Genomic DNA, 14,380 nt, shown 5'->3' with positions numbered 1-14,380 from the left:
GCCGGTCGTTTTCCCAAGCACCACGCCTGCACAGTTCTCGCGTGCTCAAACGTTCTTCCGCGTCACAGACGATCTTCTGTCCGCTTGCGGGCTGTGACGTGTGCCCGTCCCCTGGTGGGGGAACGTGATTCCCCCGGGTGGCAGGTGGGGGCCCGGTGAGAGGAGCCCAGGTGAGAACGTCGGCACAGGAGGCTGCCGGGTACGAGCCGGATCCGCGCCGGTGGCGGGCCCTGTGGGTCACTCTGGTGGCCGGCTTCATGAGCCTGCTGGACGTCTCGATCGTGGTGGTCGCCCTGCCCTCCGTCCAGCGCGGCCTGCACGCCTCTCCCGCACAGGTGCAGTGGGTGGTGTCCGGATACGCTCTCGCCTTCGCTCTCGCGCTCGTCACCGCGGGCCGTCTCGGTGACGCGCTGGACCGCCGCCGCATCTTCCTGCTGGCCCTCAGCGGCTTCGTGGTCTTCAGCGCGGCCTGCGGGGCGGCACCCAGCATCACGCTGCTGGTGGCGGCCCGGCTCGCCCAGGGCCTGGCAGCCGGATTCATGGCGCCCCAGAACTCCGCGCTCATCCAGCAGATGTTCCGCGGCGCCGAACGCGGCCGCGCCTTCGGGTTCTTCGGCGCCACCGTCGGTATCTCCTCCGCCGTCGGCCCTCTCGTCGGCGGCATGATCCTCGCCCTGGCCGACGGCGCCCAGGGCTGGCGGTGGGTCTTCTACGTCAACGTCCCCATCGGCATCCTGGCCCTCCTGCTCGGCCGCCGCCTGCTGCCGCGCACCCGCCGGTCCGGCCGGGGACACCTGGATGTGCCCGGGGTCCTGCTCCTCGGCCTCGGTGTCCTCGCGCTCATGTTTCCGCTGGTCCAGGCGGGCTCCGGCGGTTTCGGCCGACTGTGGTGGCTGTTCTTCGCCGGTGCCGCGCTCATCGTCGCCTTCGCCCGACGGCAGCGCCGCCTCGTGGCCCGCGGTGCCCAGCCGCTGCTCGATCCGCGCCTGTTCAGCACCGTGCGCGGCTACGCCGTCGGTGCCGGCGTCGGCACGCTCTACTTCGTCGGCTTCAGCGGCGTCTGGCTGGTCTTCGCGCTCTTCTACCAGGACGGCCTGGGCTTCTCCCCGCTCCGGTCCGGCCTCGCCGTGACCCCCTTCGCCCTCGGCTCGGCCTGCGGGGCCGCGGGCGCCGGGCGGCTGGTGGACCGGGTCGGGCGCATGCTCACCGTGGGTGGCCTCACGGCTGTGATCGTCGGCCTGGGCGGCACCGCGCTGCTGCTCCGCTTCGCGCCCCTCGACATCGCGCCCTGGGTCGCCGCACCGCTGCTGTTCCTCGGCGGCGTCGGCAGTGGCTGCGTGATCTCCCCGAACATCACCATGACCCTGCGCGATGTGCCGGTGCACATGGCGGGTGCGGCGGGCGGCGCTCTGCAGACAGGACAGCGGCTGGGCGCCGCCGTGGGCACCGCCGCCCTGCCCGGCCTCTTCTATCTGGTGCTCGGCGGGAGCGACGACTACCGGGGTGCCCTCGTCGTCGCGCTGGGCGCCGCACTCGTCGGCATGGCGGCCGCCCTGACCCTCGCGACGTTCGACTGGCGGCGCGACCGGCGGAGCGGGCAGGCGCACGGGACCTGCCCGGAGGATGTCGCCAACAGCCCGGTGCACGCCCGGCAGACCTGAGGCGCACGCGGCCGGGCCTCACGTGGTCTGCGGCTGAGCTTCCCGCGGCGCGTCGTCGCCCAGGTCGCCGCGGACGGCGGCGAGGGCGAAGGCCGTCATGGAGGCCAGGATGAGCAGCGCGAGCGGCCCCCAGATCGCCGGTATCGCCCACATCGGCCAGTCATTGGCCGACTGGGCCCAGAGGGTCAGGATCGCGGTGGCGCCCAGGCCGACGCCGTGCCACCGCACCACCATCCCCGCTCTCGCGTGACGCCGGTCGCCCCGCGCGAGGAGCGGCCACAGCCCTCCCACGAGGGCCGTCAGGCCGAACGACACACAGGCCAGCGCGCCGCCCAGACGGTCCTCGGGCCACCCCACCGGCCCGGAGGACGTCTGCTGCCGCCGCCCGTCGGAGTCCCGAACCTCGACGACCCGCCCGTGCCAGATCAGGCCGATGACCTTGTCGTCCGGCTCCAGTTCGGAGACCACGGGATCGGCCCGCAGGAACGTCACCTTCCACGGCTTGCCGGACGGCAGGACCAGCTCCGCTTCCGGGGACGCGTTCCGCTCACCACGGTTCGTGTCGGCCTCCCGGACCGTGAACTCCTGCTCCCACACGCACCCCGACGCCCGTACCGGAACAGAGGCGCAGGCCGGCGCGGCACGGAACTCCCGCTCCCGCTCCAGCGCTCCCCGGATCTCGAGGGCCGACGCCACACCGAAGACGAGCGCCACGACAGCGATCGACAACCAGAGAACGCACCGCAGCGTGTTGCCTCCCGACGTCCCCACCGTGCCTCATCCCCCGCAATTCAGCTTCAGCGCAGAACCCGCAGGCGCATTGGAACACGCCTGCGGGTCCCTGCCCAGCCCCGCTACCCGGCGGTGTGGACGCGACGGCCCTCGACGAAGGTCTCCAGGACCCGGGTCGTGGCGATCTCCTCGGGCGGACCCGCGAACGGATCGCGGTCGAGGACGACGAGGTCGGCCGACTTCCCGGCGGTGATGCTGCCGGTGGTGTCGTCGAGGTGGTTCACATAGGCGCTGCCCGCCGTGTAGGCGGCGATGGCCGTGCCCAGGTCGAGGCGCTGCTCCGGAAGGAAGGCAGGGGTGCCCCCGGGGGCGTCGGGCGAGATCCGGTTGACGGCGACATGGATGGCCTGGAGCGGATCCGGGCTGCTGACCGGCCAGTCGCTGCCCGCGGCGAGGGTCGCGCCGGCGCGCAGCAGATCACCGAACGGGTACTGCCACGCGCCGCGCTCCGCGCCCAGGAAGGGCAGCGTCAGCTCGTCCATCTGCGGTTCGTGCGCGGCCCACAGCATCTGCAGGTTGGCGCTCGCGCCCAGGGTGCGAAAACGCGGCAGGTCGTCGGGGTGGACGACCTGGAGGTGCGCGAGGTGGTGCCGCGTGTCGCGATGGCCGTTGACCCCCTGGGCGGACTCCACCGCGTCGAGCGCCTCACGCACCGCCCGGTCGCCGAGCGCGTGAAAGTGGACCTGGAAGCCGAGCGCGTCCAGCTCGGTGACGTACGTCCGCAGCTCTCCCGGCTCCACGAAGCTGATCCCGCTGTTGTCCGACGAGCAGCCGCAGCCGGTCAGGTAGGGGTCGAGCATCGCGGCGGTGTGGTTCTCGGCGATGCCGTCCTGCATGATCTTCACCGTGCCGGCGCGGAACCGGCCCCGGCTCAACTCGTCCCGGGCAGCCGCCAGTTCGGCGATCTGCTCGGCGCCGCGCTCGCGGTCCCACCACAACGCGCCGACGACCCGGGCGGTGAGCAGGCCCCGGTCGAGGGCGGCCCGGTAGGCGGGCGCCGGGTCGGTCATGTTGGCGTACGTGCCGATGATGGCGTCCTGCCAGGCGGTGACGCCGTGGGAGTGCAGCACGGCCTGGGCCCGCAGGAGAGCGGCGAGCTGTCCCTCCGGCGAGGGGTTCGGCACCAGCCGGCCCACCAGGTGGACCGCGCCCTCCTGGAGCATCCCGGTGGGGTTTCCCCCGGCGTCGCGCTCGATGCGGCCGTCGGCGGGGTCGGGCGTACGGGCGTCGATGCCCGCGCGCTCCAGGGCCCGGCTGTTGACCCAGGCGCCGTGATGGTCGCGGTTGGGCAGGAAGACGGGGCGGTCCGGGACGATCGCGTCGAGGGCGGCGGCGGTGGGGGAGCCGCCGGGAAACGCCTCAAGGGACCAGCCGCCCCCGGTGATCCACTCGACGTCCGGGTACTCGTCGGCGTACGCCCTGATCCTGCGCAGGTACTCGGCCGGGTCGACGGTGTCGCCGAGATGGCACTGGCCGAGTTCGATGCCCGCGCCCAGCGGATGGACATGGGCGTCCTGGAAGCCGGGCAGCAGCAGCTTCCCCGCGAGGTCGACGACCTCGGTGCGTGGCCCGATCAGCTCGCGCACCTCGTCGTGGCCGACGGCGGCGATCCGCCCGCCGCGCACGGCCACGGCGGTGGCGCGGCTGCGGGCGGGATCGACGGTGTGCACGGGGCCGCCCGTGAAGACGAGGTCGGCCGGTCCCGTGGCGTGGGGGTGCGACATGAGGGTGAACTCCATGGGGGTGGGTTCAGACCGCCGTGCGGTCCATCGGGAGGGTGAGGGCATCGGCGTCGGTGCCGTGCCCCGTCGTGAAGTACGGCGAGCGCCGGACGTACTTGGCCACGGCCGCCATGCCCAGCCCGGCGAGCACGATCACGGCGGGCAGCGAGAACATGAACCAGCCGTTGTCCGGGCTCAGTTCGAAGTGATCGCTCATGGTCAGGTACGAGTATCCGAGGTAACCGCCGAGGCCCAGCAGCACCAGCCCGGCCACGGCGGGCACGCCGACGGCGAGCAGCGCCTCGCGCGGTCCGTCGTGACGCGCCGAGCGGAAGCGCACGGCGCAGGCGAGCGCGGTGAGGCCGTAGTAGAGGGCGACGATCAGGCCGATGGCGTTGACGGCGGCCAGCAGCAAGTCGCTCAGCTTGGGGATCGCGAAGGCGAGCAGGGCGATCACGGCGGCGACGGTCATCACGACGGCCGTGCCGACGGCGGGCGTGCCGTACCGGGGGTGGATCCGGGTCCACAGCGGCCCCATGGTGCGGTCGCGGCCCATGGCGAGCAGTCCGCGTGCCGTGGGAATCAGGGTGGCCTGCACGGAGGCGACGGCGGAGAACATCAGCGCGACCAGGGGCAGGGTGGCCCAGGGTTCGGCGGCCAGTTTCGCCCCGAGGTAGGGGAGGGCCTGGGGGCCGTTGCGGACGAGTTCGGCCAGGCTCATCTCCCGCTGGAAGGCGACCGAGGCGAAGAGGAACAGGCCGAGCATGGCGAAGAGGGCGATGAGACCGCCGCGGGCCGCGTCGCCCGGGCGCTTCGTCTCCTCGGTGGCGCTGAAGGCCGCGTCCCAGCCCCAGAAGAAGAACACCGCGAGGACCATGCCCTGGGCGAAGCTGGTGCCGCTGGAGATCTCGAACGGGTTGAACCAGGAGAGGGAGAAGGCGTGGTCGCCGGTGACCAGGGCCCAGCCGCAGAAGCCCAGCAGCACCGCGTACTCGAAGACCAGCAGGACGAACTGGAACCGGGTGGCGGCCCGCATCCCGGTGACGGCCAGGGCCGTGAGGGCGAGGAGGATCACCAGCCCGACCGCCGTGCTGACGCCGGTGGACGTCGGATCGAGGGCGATGCCGGCGAGGCTGGTCAGGCCGGCCTTGTTGGCGAAGAGCAGGACGACCGAGCCCATGATCGCGCTGGTGTAGGCGCAGAAGATGACCGAGCCGACCAGCGTCACCCAGCCGGTCAGGAAGCCGGGCCAGGGGCCGAGGGATCTGCTGACCCAGACATAGCCGTTGCCGCAGTTGGGCTCCGAGCGGTTGAGGCGGGCGTAGGCGGTGGCGATGCCGAGCACCGGCAGGAACGCCAGGAGCAGGAGCGCCGGGGCCTGGAGACCCACGATGGTCGCGATCGTGCCCATGCCGATGGCGATGCTGGTGGTGGCCGCGGTGCTGGACGCGGCGATGGCGACGCCGTCGACGACACCGAGGGAACGGCGCAGGGCGGGGCGTGGCGGTGGTGGCGGTGCGGACGACATGAAAGGGCTCCTCGGGGACAGGGTGGGAAGAGCCGCGCGGGAATGTGATGGAACAACCGGTGCTCACATTGGGTCAACCCTGTTGACGTAAGACGAGGACGGGCCTTTCACTGAACGGAGTCAGCAGGGGAGGAGAGGAAACCGGTCATGACCACTCGTGTCCCGCAGGAGCGCAAGCGCCGCCGGCCCACCCGCTCCGGGGTCGTGCTGTCGGAGCAGTTGATCGTGGAGACCGCCCTGCGTCTGATCGGGGAGCACGGCCCCGAGGCGCTGAGCGTGCGCCGGCTGGGCGCGGCGCTGGGCTGCGACCCGACCGCTCTGTACCGCTACTTCCACGGCACCGACGACCTGGTGCTCGCCATCGCCGACCGGATCATCGGCGACGCGATGGCCGGCTTCGTCCCCGGAGACGACTGGGCGGCCTCGCTGCGTGAATTCGCCCTGCGGGTGCGCGCGGGATACCTCACGCATCCCCGGGCGGCCGCCATGGCCGCACACCGCGTGACCCGGCGCCACAACGAGATCCGAGCCGTGGACACCGGCATCGGCCTGCTGCTGACCGCGGGCTTCGCACCGGCCGACGCCGCACGGCTCTACCTGGCCTTCATCGACACCGTGCTCAGCCACGCCGCAACGGAGGCGGCGTTCCACGCCCTGCCGCGACACCAGCGCGAGGCCGACCACCGGGCATGGCGGGACGTCTACCAGGACCTGGACCCGGAGACCTACCCGTCCCTCACCGCGGTCCGCCCCGAGCTTCCCGGAATGGCGGACAGCTCCTTCGAGCAGGCGGTGGATCTCCTGCTGGAGGCCCTGACGGCCCGGGCTCCGGCGGGCCGGCGCTCCCACCGCTGAAACCGGTGCGCCGCCCGCTGCGGCCGGCTCAGCGACCGGCAGGCCATGCACCTCCAGCGGATCCTGAACGGCCTTTCCCCTGCTGCACGGCAGGGGAAAGCCGCGCCCCCTTTCACACCACCTCGGCCCGCCCCGGGTTGTCGTCCAGGAAGCCGCCCGACTGGTGCTGCCACAACTTCGCGTAGGTGCCGTCGATCGTGAGCAACTCCTGATGCGTGCCCTGCTCGACGATCCGGCCGCGGTCAAGGACGACGAGCTGGTCCATGGTGGCGACCGTGCTCAGCCGGTGCGCCACCACGAGCGCCGTCCGCCCGTCCATGAGCCGCCACAGCGCCTCCTGGACGAGCAGCTCGCTCTCGGAGTCCAGGGCGCTGGTCGCCTCGTCGAGCAGCAGGATCGGCGCGTCACGCAGGATCGCCCGGGCGAGGGCGACACGCTGGCGCTGACCACCGGACAGCTTGATGCCGCGCTCGCCCACCATGGTGTCGAAGCCGTCCGGCAGCGCGTCGGCGAACTCGGTGACATGGGCCGCCTCGGCCGCCTGGCGGATCTCGGCGTCAGTGGCGTCCGGCCGGGCGAAGGCGATGTTGTCCCGCAGGGTGCGGTGGAACATCGCCGGGTCCTGCGGCACATAGGCGATCCGACTGCGCAGATCGGCCTGGCGCAGCCGGCTGATGTCCTGACCGCCGATCAGGATGCGGCCCGCGTCGATGTCGGTCATCCGCAACACCAGCCGGGTGAGCGAGGTCTTGCCGCCGCCTGACCTGCCGACCAGGCCGAGCTTCGCCCCGCTCGGCACGGCGAGGTCCAGCCCGTCGAACAGTGGTCGGCCGCCACGGTGTGCGAAAGTCACCTTCTCGAAGCGGACATCGGCCGCCCGGGGCCGCAGCGGCTCCGGCGACCGCGGGTCGAGCACCGTCGGTGGCGTCAGCAGCAGTTCGGTGAACTGCGCGGCCTCCGTCATCGAGCTCTCCAGCCGGCGGTAAATCTGGTTGAACTCGAACATGATCCGGGTCGCGTTGCCGTAGTAGGCGAACGCGACCACGATCGCCTCCACACCGTGCGCGCCCCCGGCGAGCGTGATCGCGAGCAGCAGGCCCATCGCGTTGGTGAGCACCGACATCGGCGCGACCAGTGTGTCGATGCGCAGGTTCCCGTAGTCCCACGACCGCACGGTGAGCCGGCGCGACACCGCGACCCGGGAGCGGTGCTCGGCCGCCTCACTCTCCTCCGCGGCGAACGCCCGTACGGTGTCCATGTTCATCAGGCTGTCGGCGACATGGCCCGACACCCGGGCGATCGCCTCCTCACGCTGGTCGACGATCCGCTGGCGGCGACGGATGAGCGGCACGACCAGCACCGCCGTCAGCGCGATCATCACCAGCAGACCGACGACGAGCAGCGGTTCGTAGCGCCACAGCACCACCGCGCCGAACGCCAGCGGCACGAAGCTGCCCACGACCTGGAACGTCACCGTGTCCACGAACTGCTCGAAACGCGAGGCGAAGCTCAGGACCCGCTTGGTCAGCGAACCGGCGAAGTTGTCGTGGAAGAACGCGGCGTCCTTGGCGAACAGCTCGTCCATCCCGATCACGTACAGATGCTCGATGCCGAGGGCTTCGAGACGGAAGAGGCAGTGCAGGGCGACGCGCCACAGTGCCTCCGCGAGCAGCAGGACACCGGCGAATCCGAGGACGTACGGCAGTGCCGAGTCGACCGTGACGTCCTTGTCCCCGGCGATGTCGCCGACGAGCTTGGCGACGATCAGCGGCGCCACGTAGTTGATTCCGATGTTGCCCAGCGCCATGAGCAGCATCGCCGGTACCGTCAGCCGGCGCAGCCGCGCCAACTCCCGTCCGTAGTGGCGAAGTGCGAGTAAGACCGAGCGCTTGCCCGGCTGGACCCTGCGAGAATCAGGCGTTTCCATCCCACCCCTGTGTCGTCCTGTGGCCGCCCGCCACGCGCTGACGCGGGCAGGGGCCATCGCCGCAACGAATGTGTGGATTTCGGTCGAGTCCGGCAGTGTCCCGCGACAGCGACCGCGGTGTCCAAGCGTTTTCCGGCCGGGCGGTGGTGCGCGGGGAGCGCCTAGGGGTGCGGCGGGGGGAGGGGAGCGGGGGACCGGTGCCGGCCCGCGCCAGAGCGGCAAGTCCGGCGCCGGCGGCCTCTCAGAGGCCCGCTCGGGTGAATGTCACATGCGTGACTCCGCCGGGCGAGGAGGTGGCCTCGACCTCGTAGCCCTTCTCCAGGTCCTCCAGTCCGTCCCAGAGGCGTACGCCGCGGCCGAGCAGGATCGGGACCACCGTGACGTGCAGGTGGTCGATGAGCCCTGCGGCGAGGAAGTCGCGGATCACGGTGGGTCCCCCGCCGATGCGTACGTCCTGGCCGCCCGCGGCCTCGCGGGCCGTCGTGAGCGCCTCGGCGGGCGAAACGTCGAGGAAGTGGAATGTCGTGCCGCCCTCCATCTCGATCGGCGGTCGCGGGTGATGGGTGAGGACGAAGGTCGGTGTGTGGAACGGCGGGTTGGGCCCCCACCACCCCTTCCACTCCGGGTCCTCGTGCCATCCGGGATAGCCGAACTTCCCGGCGCCCATGATCTCGGCGCCGATCCCGGGCGTGAACTGCCGCGCGAAGGCGTCGTCGAGGCCGCCGCTCCCGCCGGGGCGGCCGGTCATCTCGTGCCAGAACCGGGTGGCGAACATCCACTCGTGCAGCCTCTCGCCGGCATGGCCGAACGGCGCCGCACGGCTCAGACCCTCACCGGTGGCGAAGCCGTCGAGTGAAATGGAGAAGTTGTGAACGCGAGCGAGTGGCATGGTCGGCGGATCCCTTCCTTCTCGAAACGTCCCGTCCTCAATGTTCCAGGTAACCTGCCGGCCGCGCTGCCGGAGAAGCACCTCAAGCCGGTCTTCGTCAGGACCGACGGTGCGGACCTGCCGGGCGGGTCATGACGCAGGACTGGTGTCCGGGCGCAGGGTGAAGACCTGGTCGAGACCCACGAGCGTGAGGACACGCAGCAGGTTCGCCGTACGCCGGCCAGGACGATGCCGGCACCGGCGGCCAGGGCGTGCTGGCGGGCGGCGAGCAGGGCGGTGATGCCGGTGGAGTCGCAGCACTCGAGGCCCGAGAGGTCGAGGACCAGGCACTGTCCCGGTGTCAGGGGGAGCTGGTCGACCTGGCGGCGCAGTTCGGGGGCCTGGTCGTAGTCCATTTCGCCGGCCACGTGCAGAACGGGTCCGGTCGCGGTGTCGCGGTGGCTTATGGTCAGCGTCTTCATGAGGGGAGGCTCGTCGCGGGGCGTATGAGTGAGGAGTCGGCGGGGACGCCGAGGGCGAGCAGGGCGGTGTCGTCGTTCAGCCCGTCGCCGAAGCTGTCCAGCAGCCCGGTGAGTGCGGTGATCACCTCACCCGGGGCGGCGGGAGCGAGGCCGGCGCCGAACACCCGCAGGGCGTCCTCGCCGTACAGGTCGTCGCGGCCGGGGCCGGTGCGGGCCTCGGTGAGACCGTCGGTGTACAGCACGATGGTGTCCCCGGCGGCCAGGACCGTCTCCACGGTGCTGATCGGTGCGTCGGGCAGGACGCCGACCAGTAGGCCGCCGGGGGTGGGCAGTGCTCGTTTCGACGGCAGGCCGGTCAGCGCCATGGTCGTCTTCGCCGGGCGCGGACGACGTCATGTGCCGTGACCGTGCCGGCATCGGCCATCCGAAAGGGTGATGCGGCCGGTTGTGCGCGTCTCGCCCGGGCGAGGTAGATCGCCCTCCCGTACCTCAGCCGCCCGAGCTCTCCCGCACGATGAGCCGGTGCCCGGCCACATGGTCGCCCGGCGGCGCGGTGTCCGGGGCGTCGATCCGGGCCAGCAGCCGGGCGACGGCGGCCCGGGCGATCTCCTGCTTGTCGGGGGCGACGGTCGTCAGGGTGGGGACGCTGAAACAGGAGGCCTCGATGTCGTCGAAGCCGACCACGTCGAGCTCGCCCGGCACGGAACGGCCCAGCTCGTGCAGGGCCCGCAGCGCGCCCAGGGCGAGATGGTCGTTCAGGCACAGCAGCGCGTCCGGGCGGGGGGCGCGTTCCATCAGCGCGACGGCGGACCGCGCGCCGTCCTGCCAGTGATAGGCGTCCACCCGCACCACCAGGCCGGGGTCGAAGGGCAGCCCCGCCGCTTCGAGGGCCTCGCGGCAGCCGTCGGTGCGCAGCCGGTCGGTGCCCTGGCGGCCGTGCAGGGCGCCGCCGACCACCGCGATGCGCCGGCGGCCCCGGGACAGGAGGTGCTCGGTGGCCTCGCGCGCCGCGCGCACGTTGTCGATACCGACATGGTCGGTGCCGCCCTCGGCGGAACGCTCGCCGAGCAGGACCACGGGCAGGCGCCGGTCGCGGACGGCGAGATCGCGCGGCTGCAGGGAGAGCGGACTGAGGATGACGCCGTCGGAGAACTGCGCGTCGAAACCGTGCAGCGCCGCCAGCTCCCGCTCGCGCACCGCCCCGGTCTGGTGCAGCAGGACGGTGTGCCCGCGCCGGTCCGCCTCGGCCATGACGTGCTTGGCCAGCTCGGCGAAGTAGGCGACGTCCAGCTCCGGGACCGCCAGGGTGATCACGCCGGTGCGGCCCTGGCGCAGTTGCCGCCCGGCGATGTTGACGCGGTACCCCAGGGCCTCGATGGCCTCCTGGACGGCGGCTCGGGTCCGCTCCGAGACATGCTCGAAGTTGTTGATCACGTTGGAGACGGTCTTGGGGGAGACGCCGGCGTACTCCGCCACGTCCTTGATCCTGGGTCTGGCCGCCACGCTGTCCCCTCCTTCCGACTGCCGAGATCGTACCGACTCCGCTCATCGGGCCGTCCGGCGGGTTTACATCGATGTAATCCCATGCCCCATGGACGTGCCCCGCCCCGAATACCCGAGGCCACAGTTCGTCCGTGACGCGTGGCTGAACCTCAACGGCGCGTGGCAGCTCGAGATCGACCGGTCGGACACCGGCCTGGAACGCGGACTGGCGACGCGCGAACTCGACGGCACGATCGTCGTCCCGTTCTGCCCGGAGTCCGAGCTCTCCGGGCCCGTGGCTGTGCGTTGCGCGATCGTGGCTGCCGCGGTCCGGCCGTGGTCGAGGCCGCGGCAGCATGGACTGTCCTGCCGAGACGGCCGCGACCGTGGACTGACGCGGCTGAGCCTGCCACGGCTGCCGTGGGGTGACCCGCCTGTGGCCGCCGCCATCTGACCCTGGGGGCGGTCGCCGCACCGTGGGTCGTCCCGGCCGAGGCCGCCGCGGCCGAGTGAGCCGAGGCTGTTGCGGGTTGGCCTGGCTGTGGAGGTCGCGATCCGGTCCTGGCCCGCGCCCGTCGGCCCGGGATCCGAACCGGCCGGGGGCCGGGGACCCGAGCCCCCGGCCCCCGGTCGTCACGTGCGGGCGGGGTGCTCCCCGGCCAGTTCGCCGCGGACGGACCAGGCCGCCGCGACCAGGTTCTCCAAGGACGCGCGGGTTTCGGTCCAGCCGCGAGTCTTGAGGCCGCAGTCGGGGTTGACCCACAGGCGTTCGGCGGGGATGGCCTTCAGTCCGGTGCGCAGCAGGTCGGCCGCCTCCTGTGCGCCGGGAACCCGCGGGGAGTGGATGTCGTAGACACCCGGCCCCGCCTCGCGCGGATAGCCGTGCGCCGCGAGTTCGCGGGCGACCTGCATATGGGAGCGGGCGGCCTCCAGGCTGATGACGTCCGCGTCGAGGTCGTCGATGGCCTGCACGATGTCGCCGAACTCGGCGTAGCACATGTGCGTGTGGATCTGCGTGTCCGGCCGCACGCCGCCGGTGCTGAGCCGGAAGGCCTCCGTGGCCCATCCCAGATAGTCCGGCCGGTCGGCGGCACGCAGCGGCAGCGTCTCGCGCAGGGCGGGCTCGTCGACCTGGATGACCGACGTCCCGGCCGCCTCCAGGTCCCTCACCTCGTCGCGCAGGGCGAGAGCGACCTGCCGGGCCGTCTCGGCACGCGGCTGGTCGTCGCGGACGAAGGACCAGGCGAGCATGGTGACCGGGCCGGTGAGCATGCCCTTGACCGGACGGTGCGTGAGGGACTGCGCGTACCTCGTCCAGCGCACGGTCATCGGCTCGGGGCGGGAGATGTCGCCGGCCAGGATCGGCGGGCGGACGTAGCGGGTGCCGTAGGACTGGACCCAGCCGTGCTGCGTGGCGAGATACCCGGTGAGCTGCTCCGCGAAGTACTGGACCATGTCGTTGCGTTCGGCCTCGCCGTGTACCAGGACGTCCAGTCCGGCCTTCTCCTGGAAGGAGATCACCTCCTGGATCTCGGCCTTGACGCGCTCCTCGTAGCCGGCCGTGTCGATACGGCCCGCGCGCAGGTCCGCCCGGGCGGTACGCACCTCACCGGTCTGCGGGAAGGAACCGATCGTGGTGGTCGGCAGCAGGGGCAGACCGAGCCGGGCGCGCTGGGCGGCGGTCCGCTCGGCGTACGGCAGCGAGCGGCGGGCGTCCGCCTCGGACACCGCGGCCGTGCGGGCGCGGACGGCCGGGTCGCGGGTGATCGGGGAGTTCGCCCGGGAGGACAGGTCGGCCCGGTTCGCGGCGAGTTGCGCGGCGATCGTGTCCGTACCCCGAGCGAGCCCGCGCGCGAGGGTGACGACCTCGGCGGTCTTCTGCCGCGCGAAGGCGAGCCAGCGCAGGACCTGCGGCTCGATGTCCCGCTCCGCCGCCGTGTCCAGCGGGACGTGCAGCAGGGAGCAGGAGGCCGAGACGTCGACCCGGTCGGCCAGGCCGAGGAGCGTGCCGAGCCGGGAGAGCGAGGCCGCCAGGTCGTTGATCCAGATGTTGCGGCCGTTGACGACACCGGCGACCAGCCGCTTGCCCGGCAGACCGCCCACCGCGGCTAGATCGTCCAGGTTGGCCGCCGCCGACTCCGTGAAGTCCACCGCGAGTCCCTCGACCGGCGCCTTCGCCAGCACCGGCAGGGCGTTCCCGAGCCGGTCGAAGTACGAGGCGACCAGCAGCTTCGGCCGGTCGGTGAGGGCTCCGAGGTCCCGATAGGAGCGCTCGGCGGCGTTCAGCTCGGCCGGGGTCCGGTCCTGGACCAGGGCCGGCTCGTCCAACTGGACCCACTCGGCGCCCGCCGCGCGCAGGTCGGCGAGGACCTCGGCGTACACGGGCAGCAGCCGGTCCAGGAGCGTGAGCGGCTCGAAGTCCGCGGGCGCACCCGGAGCGGGCTTGGCGAGGAGCAGATACGTGACGGGGCCCACGAGGACGGGGCGCGCGGTGTGGCCGAGCGCCAGCGCTTCGCGCAACTCGGCGACCTGCTGGGACGAGTCGGTGGTGAACACCGTGTCCGGACCCAGCTCGGGCACCAGGTAGTGGTAGTTCGTGTCGAACCACTTCGTCATCTCCAGCGGCGCCACGTCCTGCGTGCCACGTGCCATGGCGAAGTAGCCGTCCAGGGCGTCCGCCTCGACGGCGTCCCGGTGGCGGCGGGGGATCGCGCCGACCATGACGGTGGTGTCCAGGACGTGGTCGTAGAACGAGAAGTCGCCCGTCGGGACCTCGTCGATGCCGGCGTCGGCCAGCTGCCGCCAGTTCGAGGCGCGCAGGCCGGCGGCGGTGGCCCGGAGGGCGTCGGCGGTGACGCGGCCCTTCCAGTAGCCCTCGATCGCCTTCTTGAGTTCCCGGTTCTGTCCCTGGCGGGGGTAGCCGTACACGGTGGCCCGTGCTGCCGCGGCTGCGGGCTTGGTGGTCACGGAGATCTCCTTCGCGAGACGAATCCCTGAGATCCCGGCGACGGGACGAGAGCGCGAAGGGGTGACCAACCGGACGGAGATGACCTCGCGCGGCACA

Annotated in this window: 10 protein-coding genes and 2 pseudogenes; 3 read left to right on the top strand and 9 right to left on the bottom strand. The window is 72.1% G+C overall.

Features of this window, described 5'->3' with window-relative positions:
• Positions 1-170: 170 nt before the first annotated feature.
• Positions 171-1,661 (top strand): MFS transporter, encoded by a 1,491-nt coding sequence (locus tag OG542_RS03315; RefSeq protein ID WP_328408014.1) that lies wholly within the window; start codon positions 171-173, stop codon positions 1,659-1,661.
• A gap of 18 nt (positions 1,662-1,679) precedes the next feature.
• On the opposite strand, the gene OG542_RS03310 is transcribed toward OG542_RS03315, so the two are convergent.
• The 3 genes from OG542_RS03310 to OG542_RS03300 all read right to left on the bottom strand — a co-directional run bounded on the left by OG542_RS03310 (position 1,680) and on the right by OG542_RS03300 (position 5,702).
• Positions 1,680-2,390, bottom strand: coding sequence for a hypothetical protein (locus OG542_RS03310; protein WP_328408012.1), 711 nt, complete (start codon positions 2,388-2,390; stop codon positions 1,680-1,682).
• Between the two features lie 125 nt (positions 2,391-2,515).
• Positions 2,516-4,177: an amidohydrolase gene (locus OG542_RS03305; protein ID WP_328408010.1), complete on the bottom strand. Its 1,662-nt coding sequence runs from the start codon at positions 4,175-4,177 to the stop codon at positions 2,516-2,518.
• 25 nt (positions 4,178-4,202) lie between these two features.
• A complete protein-coding gene (locus OG542_RS03300) occupies positions 4,203-5,702 on the bottom strand; it encodes an APC family permease (protein WP_328408009.1) in 1,500 nt (499 codons plus the stop codon).
• A 147-nt stretch (positions 5,703-5,849) separates the two neighbouring features.
• On the opposite strand from OG542_RS03300, the gene OG542_RS03295 reads away from it, so the two are divergent.
• Positions 5,850-6,557, top strand: a complete 708-nt coding sequence (locus OG542_RS03295) for a TetR/AcrR family transcriptional regulator (RefSeq protein WP_311129210.1) — start codon at positions 5,850-5,852, stop codon at positions 6,555-6,557.
• Between the two features lie 112 nt (positions 6,558-6,669).
• On the opposite strand, the gene OG542_RS03290 is transcribed toward OG542_RS03295, so the two are convergent.
• The 5 genes and pseudogenes from OG542_RS03290 to OG542_RS03270 form a co-directional block, all read right to left on the bottom strand.
• The gene (locus OG542_RS03290) at positions 6,670-8,484 is read right to left on the bottom strand and encodes an ABC transporter ATP-binding protein (RefSeq protein ID WP_328408006.1); all 1,815 of its coding nucleotides are present in this window, start codon (positions 8,482-8,484) and stop codon (positions 6,670-6,672) included.
• A gap of 241 nt (positions 8,485-8,725) precedes the next feature.
• Positions 8,726-9,373, bottom strand: a complete 648-nt coding sequence (locus OG542_RS03285) for a dihydrofolate reductase family protein (RefSeq protein WP_328408004.1) — start codon at positions 9,371-9,373, stop codon at positions 8,726-8,728.
• Positions 9,307-9,768 (bottom strand): STAS domain-containing protein, encoded by a 462-nt coding sequence (locus OG542_RS03280; protein ID WP_328417743.1) that lies wholly within the window; start codon positions 9,766-9,768, stop codon positions 9,307-9,309. Before OG542_RS03280 ends, OG542_RS03285 begins: the two co-directional genes overlap by 67 nt.
• 62 nt (positions 9,769-9,830) lie before the next feature.
• Positions 9,831-10,166 (bottom strand): annotated as a pseudogene (locus OG542_RS03275) (SpoIIE family protein phosphatase); the annotation flags it as partial.
• Positions 10,167-10,323: 157 nt separating this feature from the next.
• Entirely contained in the window at positions 10,324-11,337 is a 1,014-nt protein-coding gene (locus tag OG542_RS03270) for a LacI family DNA-binding transcriptional regulator (RefSeq protein ID WP_328408001.1), read from the bottom strand.
• An 88-nt stretch (positions 11,338-11,425) separates the two neighbouring features.
• On the opposite strand from OG542_RS03270, the pseudogene OG542_RS03265 reads away from it, so the two are divergent.
• A pseudogene (locus tag OG542_RS03265) lies at positions 11,426-11,608 on the top strand (beta-galactosidase); the annotation flags it as partial.
• 341 nt (positions 11,609-11,949) lie between these two features.
• On the opposite strand, the gene metE reads toward OG542_RS03265, so the two are convergent.
• A complete protein-coding gene (metE, locus tag OG542_RS03260) occupies positions 11,950-14,283 on the bottom strand; it encodes a 5-methyltetrahydropteroyltriglutamate--homocysteine S-methyltransferase (protein ID WP_328407999.1) in 2,334 nt (777 codons plus the stop codon).
• Positions 14,284-14,380: the final 97 nt, after the last annotated feature.

This window comes from Streptomyces violaceus, from assembly GCF_036014075.1.
Lineage (GTDB): Bacteria > Actinomycetota > Actinomycetes > Streptomycetales > Streptomycetaceae > Streptomyces > Streptomyces violaceus.
This window is presented reverse-complemented; position numbering and strand designations above follow the sequence as displayed.

Bases quoted from the DNA above. Each gene is read 5' to 3' on its own strand.
- OG542_RS03295 (WP_311129210.1), top strand. From the start codon at position 5,850: ATGACCACTCGTGTCCCGCAGGAGCGCAAGCGCCGCCGGCCCACCCGC.
- OG542_RS03300 (WP_328408009.1), bottom strand. From the start codon at position 5,702: ATGTCGTCCGCACCGCCACCACCGCCACGCCCCGCCCTGCGCCGTTCC.
- OG542_RS03305 (WP_328408010.1), bottom strand. From the start codon at position 4,177: ATGTCGCACCCCCACGCCACGGGACCGGCCGACCTCGTCTTCACGGGC.
- OG542_RS03280 (WP_328417743.1), bottom strand. From the start codon at position 9,768: ATGGACTACGACCAGGCCCCCGAACTGCGCCGCCAGGTCGACCAGCTC.
- OG542_RS03285 (WP_328408004.1), bottom strand. From the start codon at position 9,373: ATGCCACTCGCTCGCGTTCACAACTTCTCCATTTCACTCGACGGCTTC.
- OG542_RS03290 (WP_328408006.1), bottom strand. From the start codon at position 8,484: ATGGAAACGCCTGATTCTCGCAGGGTCCAGCCGGGCAAGCGCTCGGTC.